At 73.4% G+C, this 17,314-nt stretch carries 2 protein-coding genes; both read right to left on the minus strand.

The window, feature by feature from the left end; all coding sequences use genetic code 11:
* Nucleotides 1-63 precede the first annotated feature (63 nt).
* Entirely contained in the window at nucleotides 64-2,961 is a 2,898-nt protein-coding gene (locus tag ABD345_RS18155; RefSeq protein WP_344553283.1) for an AfsR/SARP family transcriptional regulator, read from the minus strand.
* Nucleotides 2,962-3,097: 136 nt separating this feature from the next.
* A complete protein-coding gene (locus ABD345_RS18160) occupies nucleotides 3,098-17,314 on the minus strand; it encodes a toxin glutamine deamidase domain-containing protein (protein ID WP_344553284.1) in 14,217 nt (4,738 codons plus the stop codon).

Genomic DNA, 17,314 nt, shown 5'->3' on the forward strand with positions numbered 1-17,314 from the left:
TGTCAATGCGGCCTCGGCGGGGGCGGCGACCGGGCCGGGCGGCGGCGGGGGCGGCGGCGGGGTTCAGACCGGGGAGAGCAGGTCGGCCCGGCGGCGGTGCGCGGCGGCGGTCCGGGCCTCTCCGGCGGCGTCCTCGGCCCGGGCCAGCGCGCGCAGCACGTCGGCGGTGGCCTCGTCGTGGCCGATCCGCTCGGCCTCGGTGAGGGCGGCGCCGAGCCGGGTCCTGGCCTCGGCGTGCCGGCCGAGGCCGGAGAGCGCCTCGCCGGCCGCGCCGTGCAGCAGGACGCGGCGCGGGTCGGGGCGCTCGCCGGTGCACAGCGCGAGGCCGTGCAGGGCGTGGTCGAGGGCCTGCCGGGGGCGGCCGACCACCAGCTGGTGGCGGGCCAGGTGCTGGCGGGCCAGCGCCACGGTGTGCGGGTGGTCGGCGGCCAGCGCGATCTCCAGGGCCCGGTCCAGCCCGGCTCCGGCGGTGGCGTGCTCGGCCAGCTCGGAGTGCACCGCGGCCAGGTTGACCAGGGCGATCGCCCGGCCGACCTGGTTGCCCGCCCGGGCGGCGAGCTCGGCGGCGGGGCCGAGGCAGGCGGCGGCCTCGTGCAGGCGGCGGTTGGAGACCAGCACCCAGCCGAGCAGCGCCCGCACCTGGCTCTCGCCGTCCACGTCCCCGGTCTCCACGGTCGCCTCCAGGGCGAGCTGGAGCTGCGGCACCCAGCCGTCGCGGACCCGGCGCAGGATCAGCGGCCACTGGGTGAGCACCAGCCGCCAGGCCCGCTCCGGGCCCGTGGTGGCGATCACCTCGGCGAGCGTCTCGCGGTGCGCGCCGAGCCACTGCAGGGCGTCCTCGGCGGCGTCGAACTCGGGGACGGAGCGCGGACGGCGGCTGTCGGCCGGGGGTTCGCAGCAGGGCCGGCTGGCGGGTTCGGCGCACAGCGCGGCGGCCAGGCCGGTGTGCAGGTACTGGTCGGCGAGCCGGGTACGGGCGGCGCGCTGCTCGGACCGGCCGGTCTCGGCGGCGAGCTGGCGGGCGTACAGCCAGACCAGGTCGTGCAGGGTGTACTGCTCGGCGCCGGTCTCGGTGACCAGGTGGGTGGCGGCGAGCTGCTCCAACGCCTCGGCGGCGTCCCGGTGTTCGAGGTCGGCGAGGGCGGCGGCGGTGTGGGCGTCGACCATCGGGCCCGGGTGCAGGCCGAGGGCGCGGAACAACCGGGCCGCGGTGGGCGGGAGTTGCTCGTGCGAGATCCGCAGCGCACTGGTGACGCTGATCTCCTCGGCCGCCAGCTGGCTCAACCGGTGCTGCTCGTGCCGCAGTTGCTCGGCAACGGCGGCCAAGCCGCGGCGCGGGTCGGCGGCGGCCTTGGCGGCGGCGACCCGCAGCGCGAGCGGCAACCCGTCGCACAGGTCGGCGAGTTCGCGGGCGGCCTCGGGTTCGGCGGCGATCCGGGCCGGGCCCAGCACCCGGGACAGCAGGGCCGCCGACTCCTCCGGACGCAGCACCGACAGCGGGACGGGGCGGGCGAGTTCGGAGGCGACCAGGCCGAGCATCCGGTACCGGCTGGTGACCAGCGCGGCCGAGTCGGAGCCGGCCGGCAGCAGCGGCCGGACCTGTTCGGACTCGCGGGCGTTGTCGACCACCACCAGCAGCCGGAGCCCGGTGGTGGCCCGCCGGTAGAGCGCGGCCCGGCCGGCCAGGGTGGGCGGCAGGTCCGCCGGGTCGGTGCCCAGGGCGACCAGGAACTCGGCCAGCACGTCGCCGAGTTCGCGGTCCGGACGGTCGCTGAACCCGCCGAGGTCGGCGAACAGCACGCCGTCGGGGAAGCCACCGCCGTGCCGGTGCGCCCAGTCCAGCACGAGCGCGGTCTTGCCGACCCCGGCCGGGCCGGTGACCAGGGCGATCGCCCCGTCCGGCCCGGTGCGCAACGCGTCGCCCAGCGCGGCCAGTTCGGTGACCCGGCCGTAGAAGCCGCGCGGGGCGCGGGGCAGCAGGTCGACGGCGGCGGACGGAGCGGACGAACGGGCGGCGGACGGAGCGGACCCGGCGGACGCAACGGGCCCGGCCGACGACGCGGCGTCCTCGGCGTCCTCGGCAGGTGCCTCGGTGCCCGTCCGGACGGGGGTGCGCGGCGCCGACCGGGCCCGCCCGGCGGCGTCCGGAACCGGGGCGGGGTCCGGAACCGGGGCGGCGGCTGGAGCGGTGACCGCCCCCGCGTCCGGCTCGGTGCGGCCGTTCTCGCCGCGCAGGATCCGCTCGTACGCGGCGTTCAGGGCCCGGCCCGGGTCGACGCCGAGGCGGTCGGCGAGGGCCTCCCGGGTGCGGTGGTACCAGTCGATGGCGTCGGACTGCCGCCCGGCGCGGACCAGGGCGAGCATCAGTGCGGAGACCAGCGATTCGCGCAGCGGGTGGGCGACCGTCTCGGCGCGCAGCAGCTCGGCGGCGCGGGCGGGTTCGCCGAGCCGCTGGAGGTGGTCGGCGAGCGCCTCGACGGCGGCGAGCCGGTTCTCCTCCAGGGTCTGCCGCCAGGCTTCCAGCGGGGTGCTGGCGACGGTGCCGGTGAGGGCGGGGCCGCGCCACAGGCCGAGGGCCTGTTCGAGGGTGCCGACCACCTCGGTGGAGCGCTGCTCGACCCGGGCGGCGGCGACCAGCGCGTCGAACCGCTCGACGTCGAGCAGCCCTTCGGGCAACTGCAGGACGTAGGCGTCGCCCGCGGTGGCGAGCCGGACGCCGTACCCCTCGGCCCCCGCCCCGGCGAGCAGGGCGCGCAGCCGGGAGACGTGGCCCTGCACCACGGTGCGGGCGTTGGCGGGCGGTTCGTCCGCCCAGAGCGCCTCGATCAGCTGGGCGACGGACACGGCGCGGTCGCGGCGCAGCAGCAGCAGGGCGAGCAGGCTGCGCCGCTTCTCCGGCCCGAGTTGGAGCGCGCCGTCCGCACCGTCCGCCGCGACTGCGCCGAGCAGCCGGAATCTCACCGTGTACCCCCCACCGTGGTGCTACGTCCGGTCACGGAGGTTATCCGGTCGTTATCCGATGCACACCACCGGGGCCTGAACCGGTAAGCCCGCCGGGCCCCGGCCGGGGCCCGGCGGTCGTGCCGTTCCCGTCCGCTCAGCCGGACGCCTCCGGGGAGCCGTCCCGACCTGCGGCGAACCGCCACGCGGCGGCGACCCGGGCCGCCGCCGCGTCGTCGAGCGGGGCGCCACCGGACGGAGCGTCCTGCGGCTGGCCGTCCTGCGGCTGCGCGCCCGCGGGCTTGCGGTGGCGCAGCGTCAGTTCGCGTTCACCGCCCGGGCGGACGGCCACCAGGTAGTCCCAGTCCCCGTTGGCCCCTGGCGAGGGGGTCAGCTGGACGATGACCTCGCTCGGCGGGGTGCCCGGCTTGAGGTAGGTCTTCTCCTCGAACTTCCGGATCTGTTCCGCCACGTCGCCGCCGTCCAACTGGAACCGCTGGCTCAGCAGCAGGCTGGCGTCCTGGCCGAGGACGGTGAGGCTCAGCTGCCCGCCGGCCGGTGTGCCGTCGCCCGGCAGGGCCCGGGCGGCGTCGGCGGCGGTCGCCATCGCGCTGGTGACCAGTCCGCTGGCCGGGCCCCGGTCGGTCCACGTCTCGCGGTGGACGTCGTACTGCTCCTGTGCGGGCCAGCCGTCGTGCGCGCCGAGCACCAGGTCCTCCAGGGTGAACGGCCCGTCGCCCGCGGTCCGTCCGGGGGCTCCGAGCGGCCGGGCCGCCTCGGTGGCGCGCCGTTCGAAGTAGTCGGCCACCTGGACCACGGCGTCAACCGGCAACGGGTCCCCCTTGGGGGTGCCGAGCAGGTCGCCGAGCAGGTCGGCCGTGCCGGAGTAGGTGCCGCCGCCCAGCATGACCAGGTGGTGGACGGCCTGGATGCGGCCCCGGTCGGCTCCGGTCCCGGCGGCGAAGTCCTCTCCGTAGACGGCCCTGCCGAGCCGTACGGTGTCGACGAGGCTCTGGTGGTCGGCCGGGGTGGCCTTGGCCTGGTCGTACAGCTGGTCGCCGCCCCGGGCGCGGTGCACCGTGTTGAGGAGGCCCGGCTCGCCGTACTGCAGTTCGCCGGCGCGGTGGGCCGGGCCGAAGGAGAGGTAGTGGTCCTCCGGGACGTCCACGGCACGGGTCTCCGACAGCGGGATGTCGAGGGCGACGGGGATGAGCCCCTTCTCCTTGACCTGCTCGCGGTTGCCGTCGAAGAACGTCACCTCGACCTCGGCGTAGCCGTGGTAGAGGGCCGCCCCGCCCGGGATCTTGCCGTTGGAGACGATCTGCCCGGCGCCGCCGTGGCCGCCGCCCGCCCGCCAGGCGTGCTGGCTCCCGCCGATGATCGCCGGGGTGTTGGTGAAGGAGGAGGTACCGGTGATCTTCGCGCCCAACTGTGCCTGGGCACCCGCGTCGCCCGCCGACAGGGCGTAGCCGAGCGAGCCGCCGGAAGCGGAGTTGGCCGGGCTCAACTCACCCACCACGTCGCTGTTCCGGTGTTCGAGGGAGACCAACCTCACGTTGAACTCGACGCCCTTGTCCCGGCCGAACAGCACCCGCTCGATCGGAGCGGTCTTCGCACCTTCCTTCGACGTCCCCTCCTTCGGCGCGCCCTCCTTCGGCGTCCCTTCCTTCGGCGCGCTCTCCTTCGACGTCTCCTCCGTCAACGCGCCCTCCGACGACGTCCCTTCCTTCACCGCCCCTTCCTTCGACGCCCCTTCGCTCTCCGGCGTCCCGTGGGAGGCGGAGGCGAACAGGGCCGAGAGGCTGGCGTACTTGGTGCCCCCGCCCCTCTGGGATTCCATCTTCTCCCAGGCCGACCGGCCGAAGTACTCCGGCCCGCGCAGCCGCACCAGGTCCTGGACACCGCCGACGTCGACGAGGAAGCGCAGTACGTCGGTGTCGCGCAGCCCGCTCTTCCAGACCCGTTCCGGCGGGATCGGGATGCTGGCCGGCTCGACCGCCTGCTGCGGGATGGTCTTCACCGGTTCCTTTTCAGGGGCGGTGTCCTTCTCGTCCGCACCCTTGGCAGCAGCCTTCTCGTCCGCACCCTTGGCAGCAGCCTTCTCGTCCGCACCCTTGGCAGCAGCCTTCTCGGGCACCGGCACGGTCCCGGCGGTCTCGACGATGCTCTCGAAGCCGACCACCGCCGTCCGCCGCTGGAACACCGAGGCGCCGATCAACGGCCGCCGCTCGAAGGTGAACTGCAGCTCCGCCGCGCCCTGGTAGGCGCTGCCCGGCAGTTTGGCCTTGGTCGCCATGCCGCTGGAGACGCTGCTGTTGTGCACCTCGATCTGCTCCCGGCCGCGGCCGCCGGTGCCGGTCAGTCCGGGGGCCATCGAGACCGGCGCGCCGGGGATGGGGGCGGAGCCGGTGATCCCGAGCAGGCCGTGGTGACCTTGGCCGGTGGCGTCGACGTCGACGAACGTCCGTTGGACGTCGGTGCCGGTGTTGAACTCGGTGGTGCCGGAGCTGCCGAGGTGGTCCATCCGGTCGCGGAGCACGGCGCGGACCCGGACGGTGGTGCGCCCGTGCCGAACGACGATCTCGTCCCCGGCCGTCATGCCCTTCAGGCGGGACTGCAACCGGTCGGGGGTGAGTTCACGGTCCAGCTTGCTGCGGAGTCCGGACCAGTCGCTCCGGAACGGGTTGCTCACCGACTTCTGTTCCTGCTTCGGAGTCTTCCCGTTCATCCGCTTCAGCCAGTCGGGCTTCCAGCCCGACTCGACCTGGGACAGCACGGACTCGCCGAACGTCTGCCGCGGCCCCCGGCTGTTGTCCGGACCGGCCGGGCCGTTCGCGTACTCCGGTAGGACGTGGACGTCGGTGATGATCGCCGAGGAGTCCAGCCGCCGCCGTCCCCCCGCGAAGCTGACGGGCTCGGTGCCGGCGGGCTTCTTGCCCGGGTCCTCCGTCGACCGGGCGTCGCGCGTCGGGACGGCCACCCGGGCCGACGTGCGGACCTGCTCGGTGACCGTGCCGTCCGGGACGCCGAGCCGGGTGAACTTCACCGTGACGTCGTAGGCCGCGTCGACGTCGAAGAACACGGCCGGCTCGACGTGCTTGCCCCGGTTCGAGGCCGAGCCGATGCTCTCCGTGGTCCGGCCCTGGCTGTGGTCGCTCCGGTGCGCGTAGGCACCCAGGACGTCCAGCACCGGCGTCTTCACCTTGAACCGGGTGCCGAAGAACAGCCGCCGGCGCGTGTCGCGCACGTCGCCGTGGCCGCTCGACGTGCGGGTGCCGGACTCGAACTCGTACTTCTCCGTCGACGAGTGGTAGGTGGCGTCCGTCACCCGGGCCCTGACCGTGATCTCGGCCTTCCAGGTGGGACCGGAGACCGTCTCGGTGATCTTGCCGCCCCGGGTGAGCGGGGAGAGCTGGGTCTTCAGCGCGATCCGGTCGAGGGTCGCGTCGAGCCGCTCCTCCACCTTCGCCGAGGGCTCGCCGTGCTTTTCCCGGATCGCACCCTTCACCTTCGCGAGCACCTGATCGCCGCCGCGCAGGGTGTGGACGACGTACGAGGCGTTCACCTCCTGCCGCTCCAGCATCCGGGGGGGCGCGTTGTAGGGGGCGGCGGGCTTCGGGCGCTGAACGGTGGTGCGGGGCTCCTCGGTCGTGCCCTTCGCCGGGGCAGGCGTGCCCTTCGCCGGAGCGGGCGTGCCCTTCGCCGGGGCAGGCGTGGCCTTCGCCGGAGCAGGCGTGCCCTTCGCCGGAGCGGGCGTGCCCTTCGCCGGGGCAGGCGTGGCCGGCCGCGGGAAGACGACGGTGCCGTCCTCGCGGCGCGGCGCCCGGACCTTGGCCGTCTCCCGGGCGTCGAGGCCCACCTCGACCCGGACCGGGGCCGAGACGGTGCCGAGGTCCCCGGCCTTGTCACCGGGCCGGCCGAAGCTGATCTCCACCGACAGGTCCGCCCCGTAGATCACCTGCGGGACGCCGTACTTGCCGTTGGCGTACACCCGGTCGGCCTGCCGTCCCTGCCCGCCCTTGCGTTCGCGCTGCTGGCCGGTCCCGACGGCGGCCAGTTCGAAACCGGGCGTGCCCTGGACCGGGACGGCGCCCGCCTCGACGGTGCCGATGGTGGTGTCCGACTGCAGCCGGCGGTCCACCCGGAACGTGCTGGTCTCGTTGAGCGGGTTGAGTTCGGCCTTGCCGTCCTCGCGGCGGTAGGTCATGCCCTCGACCTTGGCCACGGCGCGGATCACCAGGTCCTCCTTGCCGGGGACCTTCACCACCAGCGGCTCGCCCCGGGTCATCCCGGTCAGCCGGGCGGCCAGGTTCGGCTGGCTGAAGCTCCGCAGCACCTGGTCGCGGATGCCGTCCCACTCCTTGCGGAACCGCGCGCGTCCTGCGGTGTCGATCGCCGAGCGCAGGGCGACGGTGCTCTCCAGGTCCCGGACGACCACCGTCTCGTCCAGCCCGCCCCGGTCGTTGCCTTCCTTCCAGACCGATGCCGGCGGGGCGAGGACCTCCTGTTCCTCCTGCTTCTCCGGCTGGTCCTTGGCCTGCTTCTCCGGCTGGTCCTTCGGCTGGTTCTCCGGCTGGTTCTCCGGCTGGTTCTCCGGCTGGTCCTTCGGCGGGGTGGACCCGGAGTCCTTCGCCGCCGGGGCCGGGGGACGAGTGTCCGCCTGGTCGACGAGCAGGCGGACGTCCGCCGAACCCGCCTCGTGGGTCTCGGGCTTGCCGTTGAACGAGAGCGTGAAGCGCACGGCGCCGTCGTAGATGACGGCCGGCACCTTCGACTTGCTGGTGAGCTGCGACACCCGGCTCTCGCCCACGATCTCGACGTGGTCCCGGCCGAGCCGCTTGGCTCCGCCCCCGCCAGCCACCGCGTAGCCCGGCCGGAACACCTCCGTCAGCCCCAACTGGCCCGCGTTGCCCTCGTTCGTCACCGAGCTGCGGACCTGCTGGACGGCGGTGCCGATGTTGAACTCGGTCTCCTTGGTCGTCCCGGTCTGGTGCAGGTCGCCGACCCGGGCACCGATCTCGACCGTGCCGATCCGGCGGCCCTGTCCGTCGGTCAGCGTGACGGTGACCGGTTCGCCCGCCGTCATGCTCTTCAGGTTCTGCTGCAACAGGTCGAAGTCGACCTCGGCGAGGACCTTCTCCCGCATCGCGGGCCACCTGTCGCCGAACTCGTGCCGCGCCGCCTGCTCGACGTGCTCCAGCAGCGCCTCCACCGGCTGCCGGCCCTCGGCCGCGCCGCGCGGCGCCATGTCCAGCACGATCTCCTGCCCGCCGACCCGGCCGTCCAGCAGCCGCTGCGGGGGCGTGCGCTGCTCGTCCTCCGGCCCGGTCCTGGTCTGCACCGGGACGGCGACGGTCAGCCCGAGTTCCGCCTGCACGGTGTGGCCGCCGGAGGCGGTGCGCACCGGGGCGTCCTCGTGCCGCAGGCCGCCGAAGTCGACCTCCAGTCGCATCGTCGACTCGTACAGCTCCGCGTCCTGGACGGTCTTCGAGCGCGCGACCATCCCGCCGAGGTCCACGGCGACCTCGCTGTGGCCCCGGTCGTGGTAGTACCCGGCCATTTCGGTGGGCTCCCAGAGGTCCACGCCGTGCCGGGCCCGGAACCCGAGGTTGTGCTGCCACTGGCTGTCGCGGAAGCCGCCGTTCGCCGCGGACAGGTCGCCGCCGTTCTCGAACTCCAGCTTCTGGGTGCCGCGCTCGAACGTCTCGAAGACCCGGCCGCTCAGCTTGATGTCGCCGCTCCAGCCGTCGCCCTCGAACGGGATGGTCCACGAGTCGCCCCGGGAGAACGCCCGGAGCATCGGCCGCAGGGTCGCCGGACCGAAGTGCGTGTCGGCGAACGTCCGGACCGCCGCCTTGTTCCCCGGCACCGCCTGGTTGAGGACGTCGACGACCTTGTCCCGGAGCTCCTTCTCGTCCTTGGTCAGGCCGACCACCAGGTCGGATCCCTCGATCGGCCGCGTCGGGACCTTCTTGCCCTTCAGCTCGCCGGTGTTCTGCTGTTCCGCCTCCGGCGCCTTCTGCTCCGGGGCCTTCTGCTGCTCCTGCTCCTCCGGTGCCTTCTGCTCCGGGGCTTTCTGCTGCTGCTGCCCCTCCGGAGCCTGCTGCTGCCCCTCGGGCGCCTTCTGCTGCTCCGGTGTCGTGCGCGACGGCGGCTGCTGCTCCGGAGTCGTACGCGACGGCGGCTGCTGCTGCCCGGCGACGGGCGGCACCGGGCCGCTTCCGTCGTAGTGGTCACCCTGGTGGTACACCGTGACCTGCCGCCCGTCCGACGGGCCGAAGACCGCCAGGGAGGTGCCGTCGTCGCCGACCACGCGGAGGTTGAGCCCCAGCGCGTGGGCCGCGGCGGCCGGAAGCATCTCGCCCGCGTTGGTCCCCCAGCGGGCCTCCCAGTTCCGGACGGTGTCCAGCAGGGCCGCGCGTTCGGTGCGGGTCGGGGGCGGCGGGGTGCTGGTGGAGTGGTTGCTGAGGGTCTGCAGCGTGTCGGCGGGGAGGCCGAGCGGGTTGCCGGGGTCCAGAGCCTTCTGGGCGATCAGGTCGTTGCGGTGGTTGGAGACGACCTCAATCGGCCAGTGCTCCGGGGGGAGCGTGGCGAAGTGGTTCTCGACGGTGCTCCGGAGCTGTTCGGCCGTGCTGCGGCTCACCGCCGCTCCGGGCGTGCCGATGGCGATCGAGTGCAGCAGGCAGAGGCCGTCCATCGGCGCCGGCACGCGCGGGCCGACCGGCGGGAACTGCCCCCGTTCGGGGGTCGACGGGTGAACGGGCAGCGGTGCCAGCTCTATCGCGTTCGGGTCGGCCTGGTGCGGCGCGCCGAAGGTGTCGGTGCCCGTCGGGTCGGACGGGTGGGCCGATTCGCCGAAGGTGCTGAACCGCTCCATGAACCGCGGGTCGTGCGGCCCGGAGACGTTGTTCTCGTGCGGGTCGGCGACGGAGGCCCAGACCGTCCAGTCGGGGCGGAAGTTGTCGGGCATCGTGCCGTTGGCGGCGGCGACCTTGCGGTCGGTCAGGTCGGCCCAGCGCAGCGTGCCGTCCCGGTCGTGGACCAGGGCGACGGCGTGGCCGGTGCCGGTCGCGCCGATGCCGAGCACGGTGGCGAAGCTGCCGGGTCCACCGGCCTGCACCGTATCCATCAACTTCTGTACGGCGTCCGGCCCTTGGCCGAACAGCGCAGGGCCGTCGTGCCGCTTCCAGAGCGTGTTGCCGGGGGCCGGTTCGACGGTTCCGTGTACGGTCTGCCCGGAGACCCGGGGGCGTCCGAAATGGGTATCCCGGTAGGCCTCGACGTTCTCCAGGCAGGCGTTCAGGTCATTGCCGGACCGGAAGCCCGCAGCGGGATTCGTCGGCTCCTGGTGCGGATTGACCTTCTGCAAGAGGGAGTTGCTCATCGGCGGGTGCAGCTTGGGCGCACCGCCCAGGTAGTTGACCAGCTCACCGGTCAACGGGTGGTCGGGGGCGATCCGTTCGTAGCCGCGATCCCCCATCACCGCCTGGCTGTTCTCGTACTCGGGGGTCCGCCGCCGCTTGTCGGCCGGGGCCGTGGTCGGCCCGTCCTGCTCGTTCTCCTCGTCCTCGCGCCCGCGCTTGCGCGGGTTCGACGGCTGGGGCGCCGGGGCGCCGTCCGCGTCCGCGTCCGCGTCCGCCCGGTGCTCGACCGGCGACGTCGGACCGTCCGGGTTCATCGGCTCCGGCGTGTGCCCGAGCGGGGTGTCGTCACCGCGCACCGGGGCGCGGTCAGTGGCCGGTGCGGGCACCGAACCGAACCCGGCCCGCGGCACGGACTCGGGCGCAGGCTCGGGCGTGGGCTCGGCCGTGGGCTCGGCCGTGGGCTTCAGGTAGGCGCTGGTCTCCCCGTGCAGGCCGTCGATCCAGGCCGCGTTCGCGTTGAACTTGAACTCCTCGACCACTGCGCTGACATGGCCCTTGAAGGCGTACGTCCCGCTGGCGGGCTCCTTGTAGACCATCCGCAGGATGGCCTCCATCATGATCTCGCTCTTCTCCGCGGCCTTCTCGTTCTCCTTCCCCGTGGCCTTCAGGATCCCCGCCACCTTGTGCAGCTCCTGCACTGTCAGGTCGGGCCGTCGGAGGCTCGCGAAGGTCTGTGCCTGGGCCTCCAGCCGCTTGCGCAGCCCGTCGACCTCCTTGCTGATGGCGTCCCACTTCCAGTCCTCCTTGGGCACATCTCGCAGCAACCACTCGGCGTTCCCCTCGAAGCGCCGGGTCTGCTCGGCGGGCACCGAGTCGTACAGGACCATGGTGCGCCTGGTGAACTCCTCTCCGGTGGGCGGGTCCAGCTTCAGCGGCCGGGTGGTGGTGTCGCGTCCGATGTGGTGGTTGCCCGGGGTCTTGACGACTTCCTGGCTGATCACCTCCCAGCCGGCCGGACCGTGCCGCAGCACGTTGGTGACCGCGTACTGCTGGCTCTGGTGGGGATTGATGTACTCGTCGATACCGAACCAGTCCGTCACGGGGTGCTCCACCCGGAACGTGGCCGCCGGGCCCAGGTTGGAGAGCGCCGAGTACGACTGCACGTGCCAGACCTTGAAGGAGTCCGGGCCCACGTCGGTGATCGCCAGCCCGCAGCCGTTCATGCCGCCGGTGAAGACCAGGCTGTCTCCGGGCCGGGCCGGATCGGGTTTCCGGACGACCACCGTGTTGCCGATATTGGCTTCGTCGCGCATCGAGCCCGACTTGTACGGGAAGTAGCCGGCTCGGATGTACTCGTGGTCGGGCTTCGGGACCGGCAGCGCCACACCGTTCGACGGCTTGGGGAAGCGCTCCTCACCCGGCTGCTTCGGGAGGCTCTCGTCGTGCGCCACGTACTTCTCCCACGCCGGGGTGAGGATGTACGCCTCCTGGTCGGGCCCGGAGTTCGGATCGCGTTCCAGGGTGAACCAGTGCTCGGAGCTGCGCTCGAACGCTTCGACGAAGGCGAACACGTCCTGCTGCTGCAGGCCCGGGGTGCGCTGCAGGACTCCATCGGCGAAGGACACCGAGACCGGATTGTTCTTCAGGAACTCCACCGGGTCGTGCAGCAGCCCGTACTCGGCGCTGTTGTCCGGGGGAAGCAGCGGTTCGTGGCCCGGCGCGGCCCCGTCGTCGTGCTGCTGCTGGTCCTGCTCGTGTTGGCCCTGCTCGTGTTGGCCGGGAGCGGGCTGGTCGGACGTGTGCGGAGCGGACGCGGTGGAGGGGCCGGCGTGGCCGGTTCCCTGCTGTCCGGTGGGCGACCCGGTTCGGAGGTCCGCTCCGAAGCCGCGCCGGTCGCCTTCGGCGCGCGGCGTGCCGCCCGCGCCGCCGACCGGCGGCAGGGAGCCGGACGTCTCGACGGCCGGGGGCTGCGGACGGCCGGAGCCGCCCGCGGCCACCGGCTCCGGGGCGGGCGCGTCCGCGGGGCGGGTGAAGCCGGAGTAGGTGTCCACGAAGTTCGGGTCGTGCGGGCCCGAGATGTTGTTCTCGTGCGGGTCGGCGACCGAGGCCCACACCGTCCAGTCGGGGCGGAAGTTCTCCGGCATGCCGCCGTCCGCGGGGGTGACCCGGTGGTCCGACAGGTCGGCCCAGTGCAGTTGCCCGTCCTGGCCGTGGACCAGCGCGACCACGTGGCCGGTGCCCTGCTTGCCCGCGCCGAGCACGGTGGCGAAGCTGCCCGGGCCGCCGTCCCGCACCGTCTCCATCAGCTTCGGGATCGCGGCGGCGCCCTCGCCGAACAGCGCCGGGCTGTCGTGCCGCTTCCACAGCGTGCTGCCCGGGTTCTGTTCCACGTCACCGTGCAGCGTCTGACCGGCGACCCGGGGACGGCCGAAGTGGGTGTCCCGGTACGCCTCCACGTTCTCCATGCAGGCGTTCAGGTCGTCGCCGACCCGGAAGCCCTCGCCCGGGTGGACGGGCGCGGCGTGCGGGTTCACCTTCCCGAGCAACTCGGGACTGACCGGCGGGTGCGCCTTCGCCTCGCCGCCGAGGTGGCTCACCAGGTCCTGCGTCAGCGGGTCGTGGGCGCCGACGGCCCGGAACCCGCGGTCCTGCATGACCGCGTCGCTGTTCTCGTACGACGGCGTCCGGCGCCGCTTCGGCTCGGGGGTGGGCTCGGAGACGGGCCGGTCGTCCCCGTCCTCGTCCCGGCCGCGCTTGCGGCTGTTCGACGGGGCGGGCTGCGGCGTGCTGTCGTCGTCCTCGTCCCGCCCGCGCTTGCGGCTGTTCGACGGGGCGGGCGACGCCGGCGGGGTGTCACTGTCGGCGTTCCGCCGGGGCGGGACGGCCCGGGTGTCCGAGGCGGGCGCGGTGGCCTCCGTCGGACGGGGCTGCCGGGGTTCGGACACACCGGTGCCGTGCGCGGTGGCCGACGGGTGCGCCTCGGGTGTCGGCTGCGACGTGGGCGCCGGGCTTGACGGGATCGAGCCGAAGTCCCGGGTGCTGGTGCCCTGTTGGACGTCCGCGGTGGGGTGCGGGGCCGACGGCGGGACGGGGGTGCTGTCGTCGCCGAGGCTCCGGGTCGACGGCGCCGGGCTGTTCAGGTCCTGGACGGACGTGGTGTCGGCGGAACCGGGCGGCAGGGGCTGCCGGGCGTCGCTCTCGTGCCGCATCACGTCGATCCAGTCCGACTTCCGGAACTCCGAGATCAAGGTATCGGGTCGCCGGTTCGGATAGGCCGCCGTCGCGTGCTCGAACAGCTCCTTGAAGTGAGCCTCGTTCTTGTCCAGGAATTCCCGGTTCTTCTGCTCCGCCTCCCGCAACTCGGTCACGGCGGCCCTGACGTCCTCCAGGGTCTTTCCGGGCTCCTGAAGCTCGGCGACGCGGCGCTCCTGAGCTTCGAGCCTCCGGCTCATGGTCTTGATGAACCCCGCCAGTTCCTCGACGTAGTGGCTGTCCTGGTCCAGCCCCTTGGTGAGGCTGTGCGCCGCGTCCTGGAACTGTCCGAGCTGCTGCTTCGCCCTGACGTGGTAGGGGTCGACCGTCATCTTGACGAGGTTCTCCGGGGTCTGCGTCGTGACCTCGAAGGGAATGGTCGACTGCTTGGAGACCCTCGGCGGGCTGTTCGGGTCCAGGATGTTCGTGTGCGTCTCCTGGCTGACCAGCTCCCAGCCCTGCCCGTTGTGGCGCAGCATGTTGGTCGCCGCCGGCGTGTGCCCGGGCGGCAGGGGCGCCGCGTAGTCGTGCAGCCCCGCCCACTGGGTGACCGTCTTGCCCAGCCGGAAGTCGGCGCCGGCCTGCAGGTTCTCCGCGGCTGAGTACGACTGGTAGTGCCAGGCCGTGAACGTCTCCTCACCGGGCTTGACGGTGGCCACGAACGCGCAGCCGTTCATCGCGTCGGTGAACACCAGCCCCTCGCGCGGGAGGTTCGGGTCCGGGTTCAGCGGGACCTCGGCGTGGCCGATGGTGCTGTCGGCGCCGGGACGCTCACTGGCCTCGTAGGGCACGTACGCGCCCTTCACGTAGTGGCTGTCGTCCTTCAGCGGCGGCAACTGGGCCCCGAGCGGCTCGGGGAAGCTTTCGACTCCGGGGAAGCTCTCGGGGTGCTCGGCGAAGTGCGCCGCGTACTTCTCCCACGCGGGCACCAGGTGGTACGAGGGCTTGCCACCGCGGCCGACGGCCGGGTCCGGCTCCATCGTGAACCAGTGCTTGTCGCTGCTCTTCATCGCGTTGAGGAACACGATGTCCTGCCCCGGCCTCAGCCCGGGCATCCGCTGCTTCACGCCTTCGGAGAAGTCCACCGAGAGCAGGTTGTCCGCCAGGAACCCCGCCGGGTCGTGCATGATCCCGTGCTCCGGCGTGCCCACCGGCGGCAACGGCTCCGGCTCGACGTGCGAGACGGTCTCCTCGTGGTTCGACGGCAGGTCGGTGCCGTCCACGCGACCCTCGCCGGAGCGGATGGTGCTGCCGCCGGGCTCGGACCGGACCGGACCGGTCGCCGAGCCCGCCGGGGGACCGTCCTGCCGCGGAACGGACCCGAAGCCCCCCTGGCGGCCGGACGCACCGGCCCCGCCGCGACCGGCACCGCTCGCACCGACGGACGACGCACCGGGCAGGTACCCGGCGCCCGCCATCGGGGGCGGCGTGACGGTCGACGACGGCGTGCCGTCCGGCACGGCGTCCGGCAGCACCTGGCCGGGCACCTGCTCCGGCCCGGCCGGACGCACCGGCGCCGGAGCGGACGCGCCCCGGCTGCCACCGTCCAGGTGGGTACCGCCGGCACCCGCCAGGTTCCCGGCCCCGCCGAGCACGCCCGACAGGTTCGGCCCCCCGGACGGCTGCTGCGTCGCCGCGGCACCGACCGGCTGCTCCGTCACCCTCGGCCCGGCGGCCCCGTCCGTCGGGGCCGGAGCCTCCTGGTGCGCGACCTGGTGCGGCACGGGAGTCTCGTGCGGCTGGACGGTCGGCGTCTCGTGCGGCTGGACGGTCGGCGTCTCGTGCGGCTGGACGGTCGGCGTCTCGTGCGGCTGCGACGCGGCGGGCTCGTGACGCGGGGCCGGAGCTCCGTGCGACTGCTCGGGAACCGGCTCCTGGTGCGGCACGGGCGTCTCGTGCGACACCTGCTCCACACGGACGGGCTCCAGCGGCGTGACCTGCTCGTGGCGCGGCACCGGGGTCTCGTGCGGCTGAACGGTAGGCGTCTCGTGCGGCTGAACCGCCACCGGCTCCGGACGCGGCGTCGCACTCTCGTGCAACTGCGGGGCTGGCGTCTCGTGCGGCTGGACGGTAGGCGTCTCGTGCGGCTGAACCGCCACCGGCTCCGGACGCGGCGCGGGCGACTCCTGGTGCGGCACCGGCGTCTCGTGCGGCTGAACCGCCACCGGCTCCGGACGCGGCGCAGGCGATTCCTGACGCGGCGCCGCACTCTCGTGCAACTGCGGGGCCGGCGACTCGTGCGACTGAACCGTCGGCGACTCGTGCGGCTGCGGCGCGGGCGTCTCGTGCGGCTGTCCGGTCGTCGGGTGCACCGAGCGCACCATCGCCGGTTCGGTTTCGGTGTTAGGCCCGGCCGTCCGCGAGTCGATGCGGGCGATGTCAGGTTCCTGGGCCCGCGTGCCCGTCTGCTCGTGCGGGGCGGGCACAGGCGTCTCGTGCGGCTGGACCGTCGGCGTCTCGTGCGGGGCGGGCGCGGCCGTGGTCCCGGCCGTGGTACCGGTGCTGCGGTCGGAGCCGAACGGCGCCAGGCCGTTCACCTTCGACTCGCCCGCACCCGTCGTGGTGGTGTGTCCGGACGACGAGCCCGCGTCCACGGTCGAGCCCAGGCCGGACGCGGCCCCGGCTCCGGCTCCGGCTCCGGCTCCGGCTCCGGCTCCAGTTGCGGCTGCGGCTCCGAACCCGGCTCCGGAGGTGCTGCCGGAGGTCGGTGCGGGTTCCGGGCTGTCCCCGGAGGTCGTTCCGGACGGGCCGCGGTAGGTGCTGTCGTCCGAGGAGGAGGTGGACTTGGTGAACGTGGGCGGGTTGTCGTGGCCGGTGCCGGCGGTGTCGGGCAGGTCGAGTTTGGGGGCGTCCACCGGCTTGGGGACGTTCATGTTGGTCTTGATCGCGGAGGCGCCGGCGTGCAGGCCCGCGCCCGCGCCGCCGGACAGGCCGGAGCCGAGCAGGGAGCCGCTGTCGAGCTGGCCGGTGGTGATCAGCTGGGTGGAGACGTCCGCGCCGACGCCGATGGCCGCGCCGGTGCCGATCTTGCCGACGGTGGAGTTGAGCGCGTTCTCCGCCCCCATCTTCTTGCCGGCCGCGCCGATGCCCTTGCCGATCAGGTGGGCGGAGGCGCCGCCGACCGCTCCGCCGAGGGCGTTCTGGCCGAGCTCCTTCATGTCGATGCTCTTGCGGTGGCCCTCGGCCACCTCGATGCCTTGGGCGAGGAGGTTGATCGCGCCCATCTGGGCGGCCTGCTTGGCCGCCATCTCCAGGGTTTCCTTGAGCAGTTGCTTCAGGATCTGCTGGACGACCGCCCGGCTGGCCCCGATCATCACCGGCACCTGGAGCAGCGAGGCGCCCGCGGTGAACGGCGCCTCGGCCTCGGCGGTGGCCAACTCGAAGGCCAGGATGCCGAGTTGGGCGATGATCTGGATCTTCGCGGTCTCCGCGGAGTTGGCCATGTTCTCCAGCATGTCGCCCATGCCGTTGAGCGAGTCGACCGTGGCCGGAAGGGCCCCGGGCTTGTCGGAGCCCTCACCGACCGAGTACTTCTTCTCCCAGTACGAGGACAACGCCTCGGCGGCGGCGCCCTGTTGGCCGTCCAGCGCGCGCTTGATCGTCGAATCGGCGCTCTGCGCGGCGTCCTTGACGCTCTCGGCGGCCGTGCGGCAGTGCTCGGCCATGTGGCGGAGCTGGTCCTCGTCCGCCTCGGGCCAGCGGGTGCCGGCCAGCAGCAGGAGGACCCACTGGAGCGGTTCCGGGAGTTCGACGGCCAT

Source organism: Kitasatospora saccharophila (genome assembly GCF_039529925.1).
Taxonomy (GTDB): Bacteria; Actinomycetota; Actinomycetes; order Streptomycetales; family Streptomycetaceae; genus Kitasatospora; species Kitasatospora saccharophila.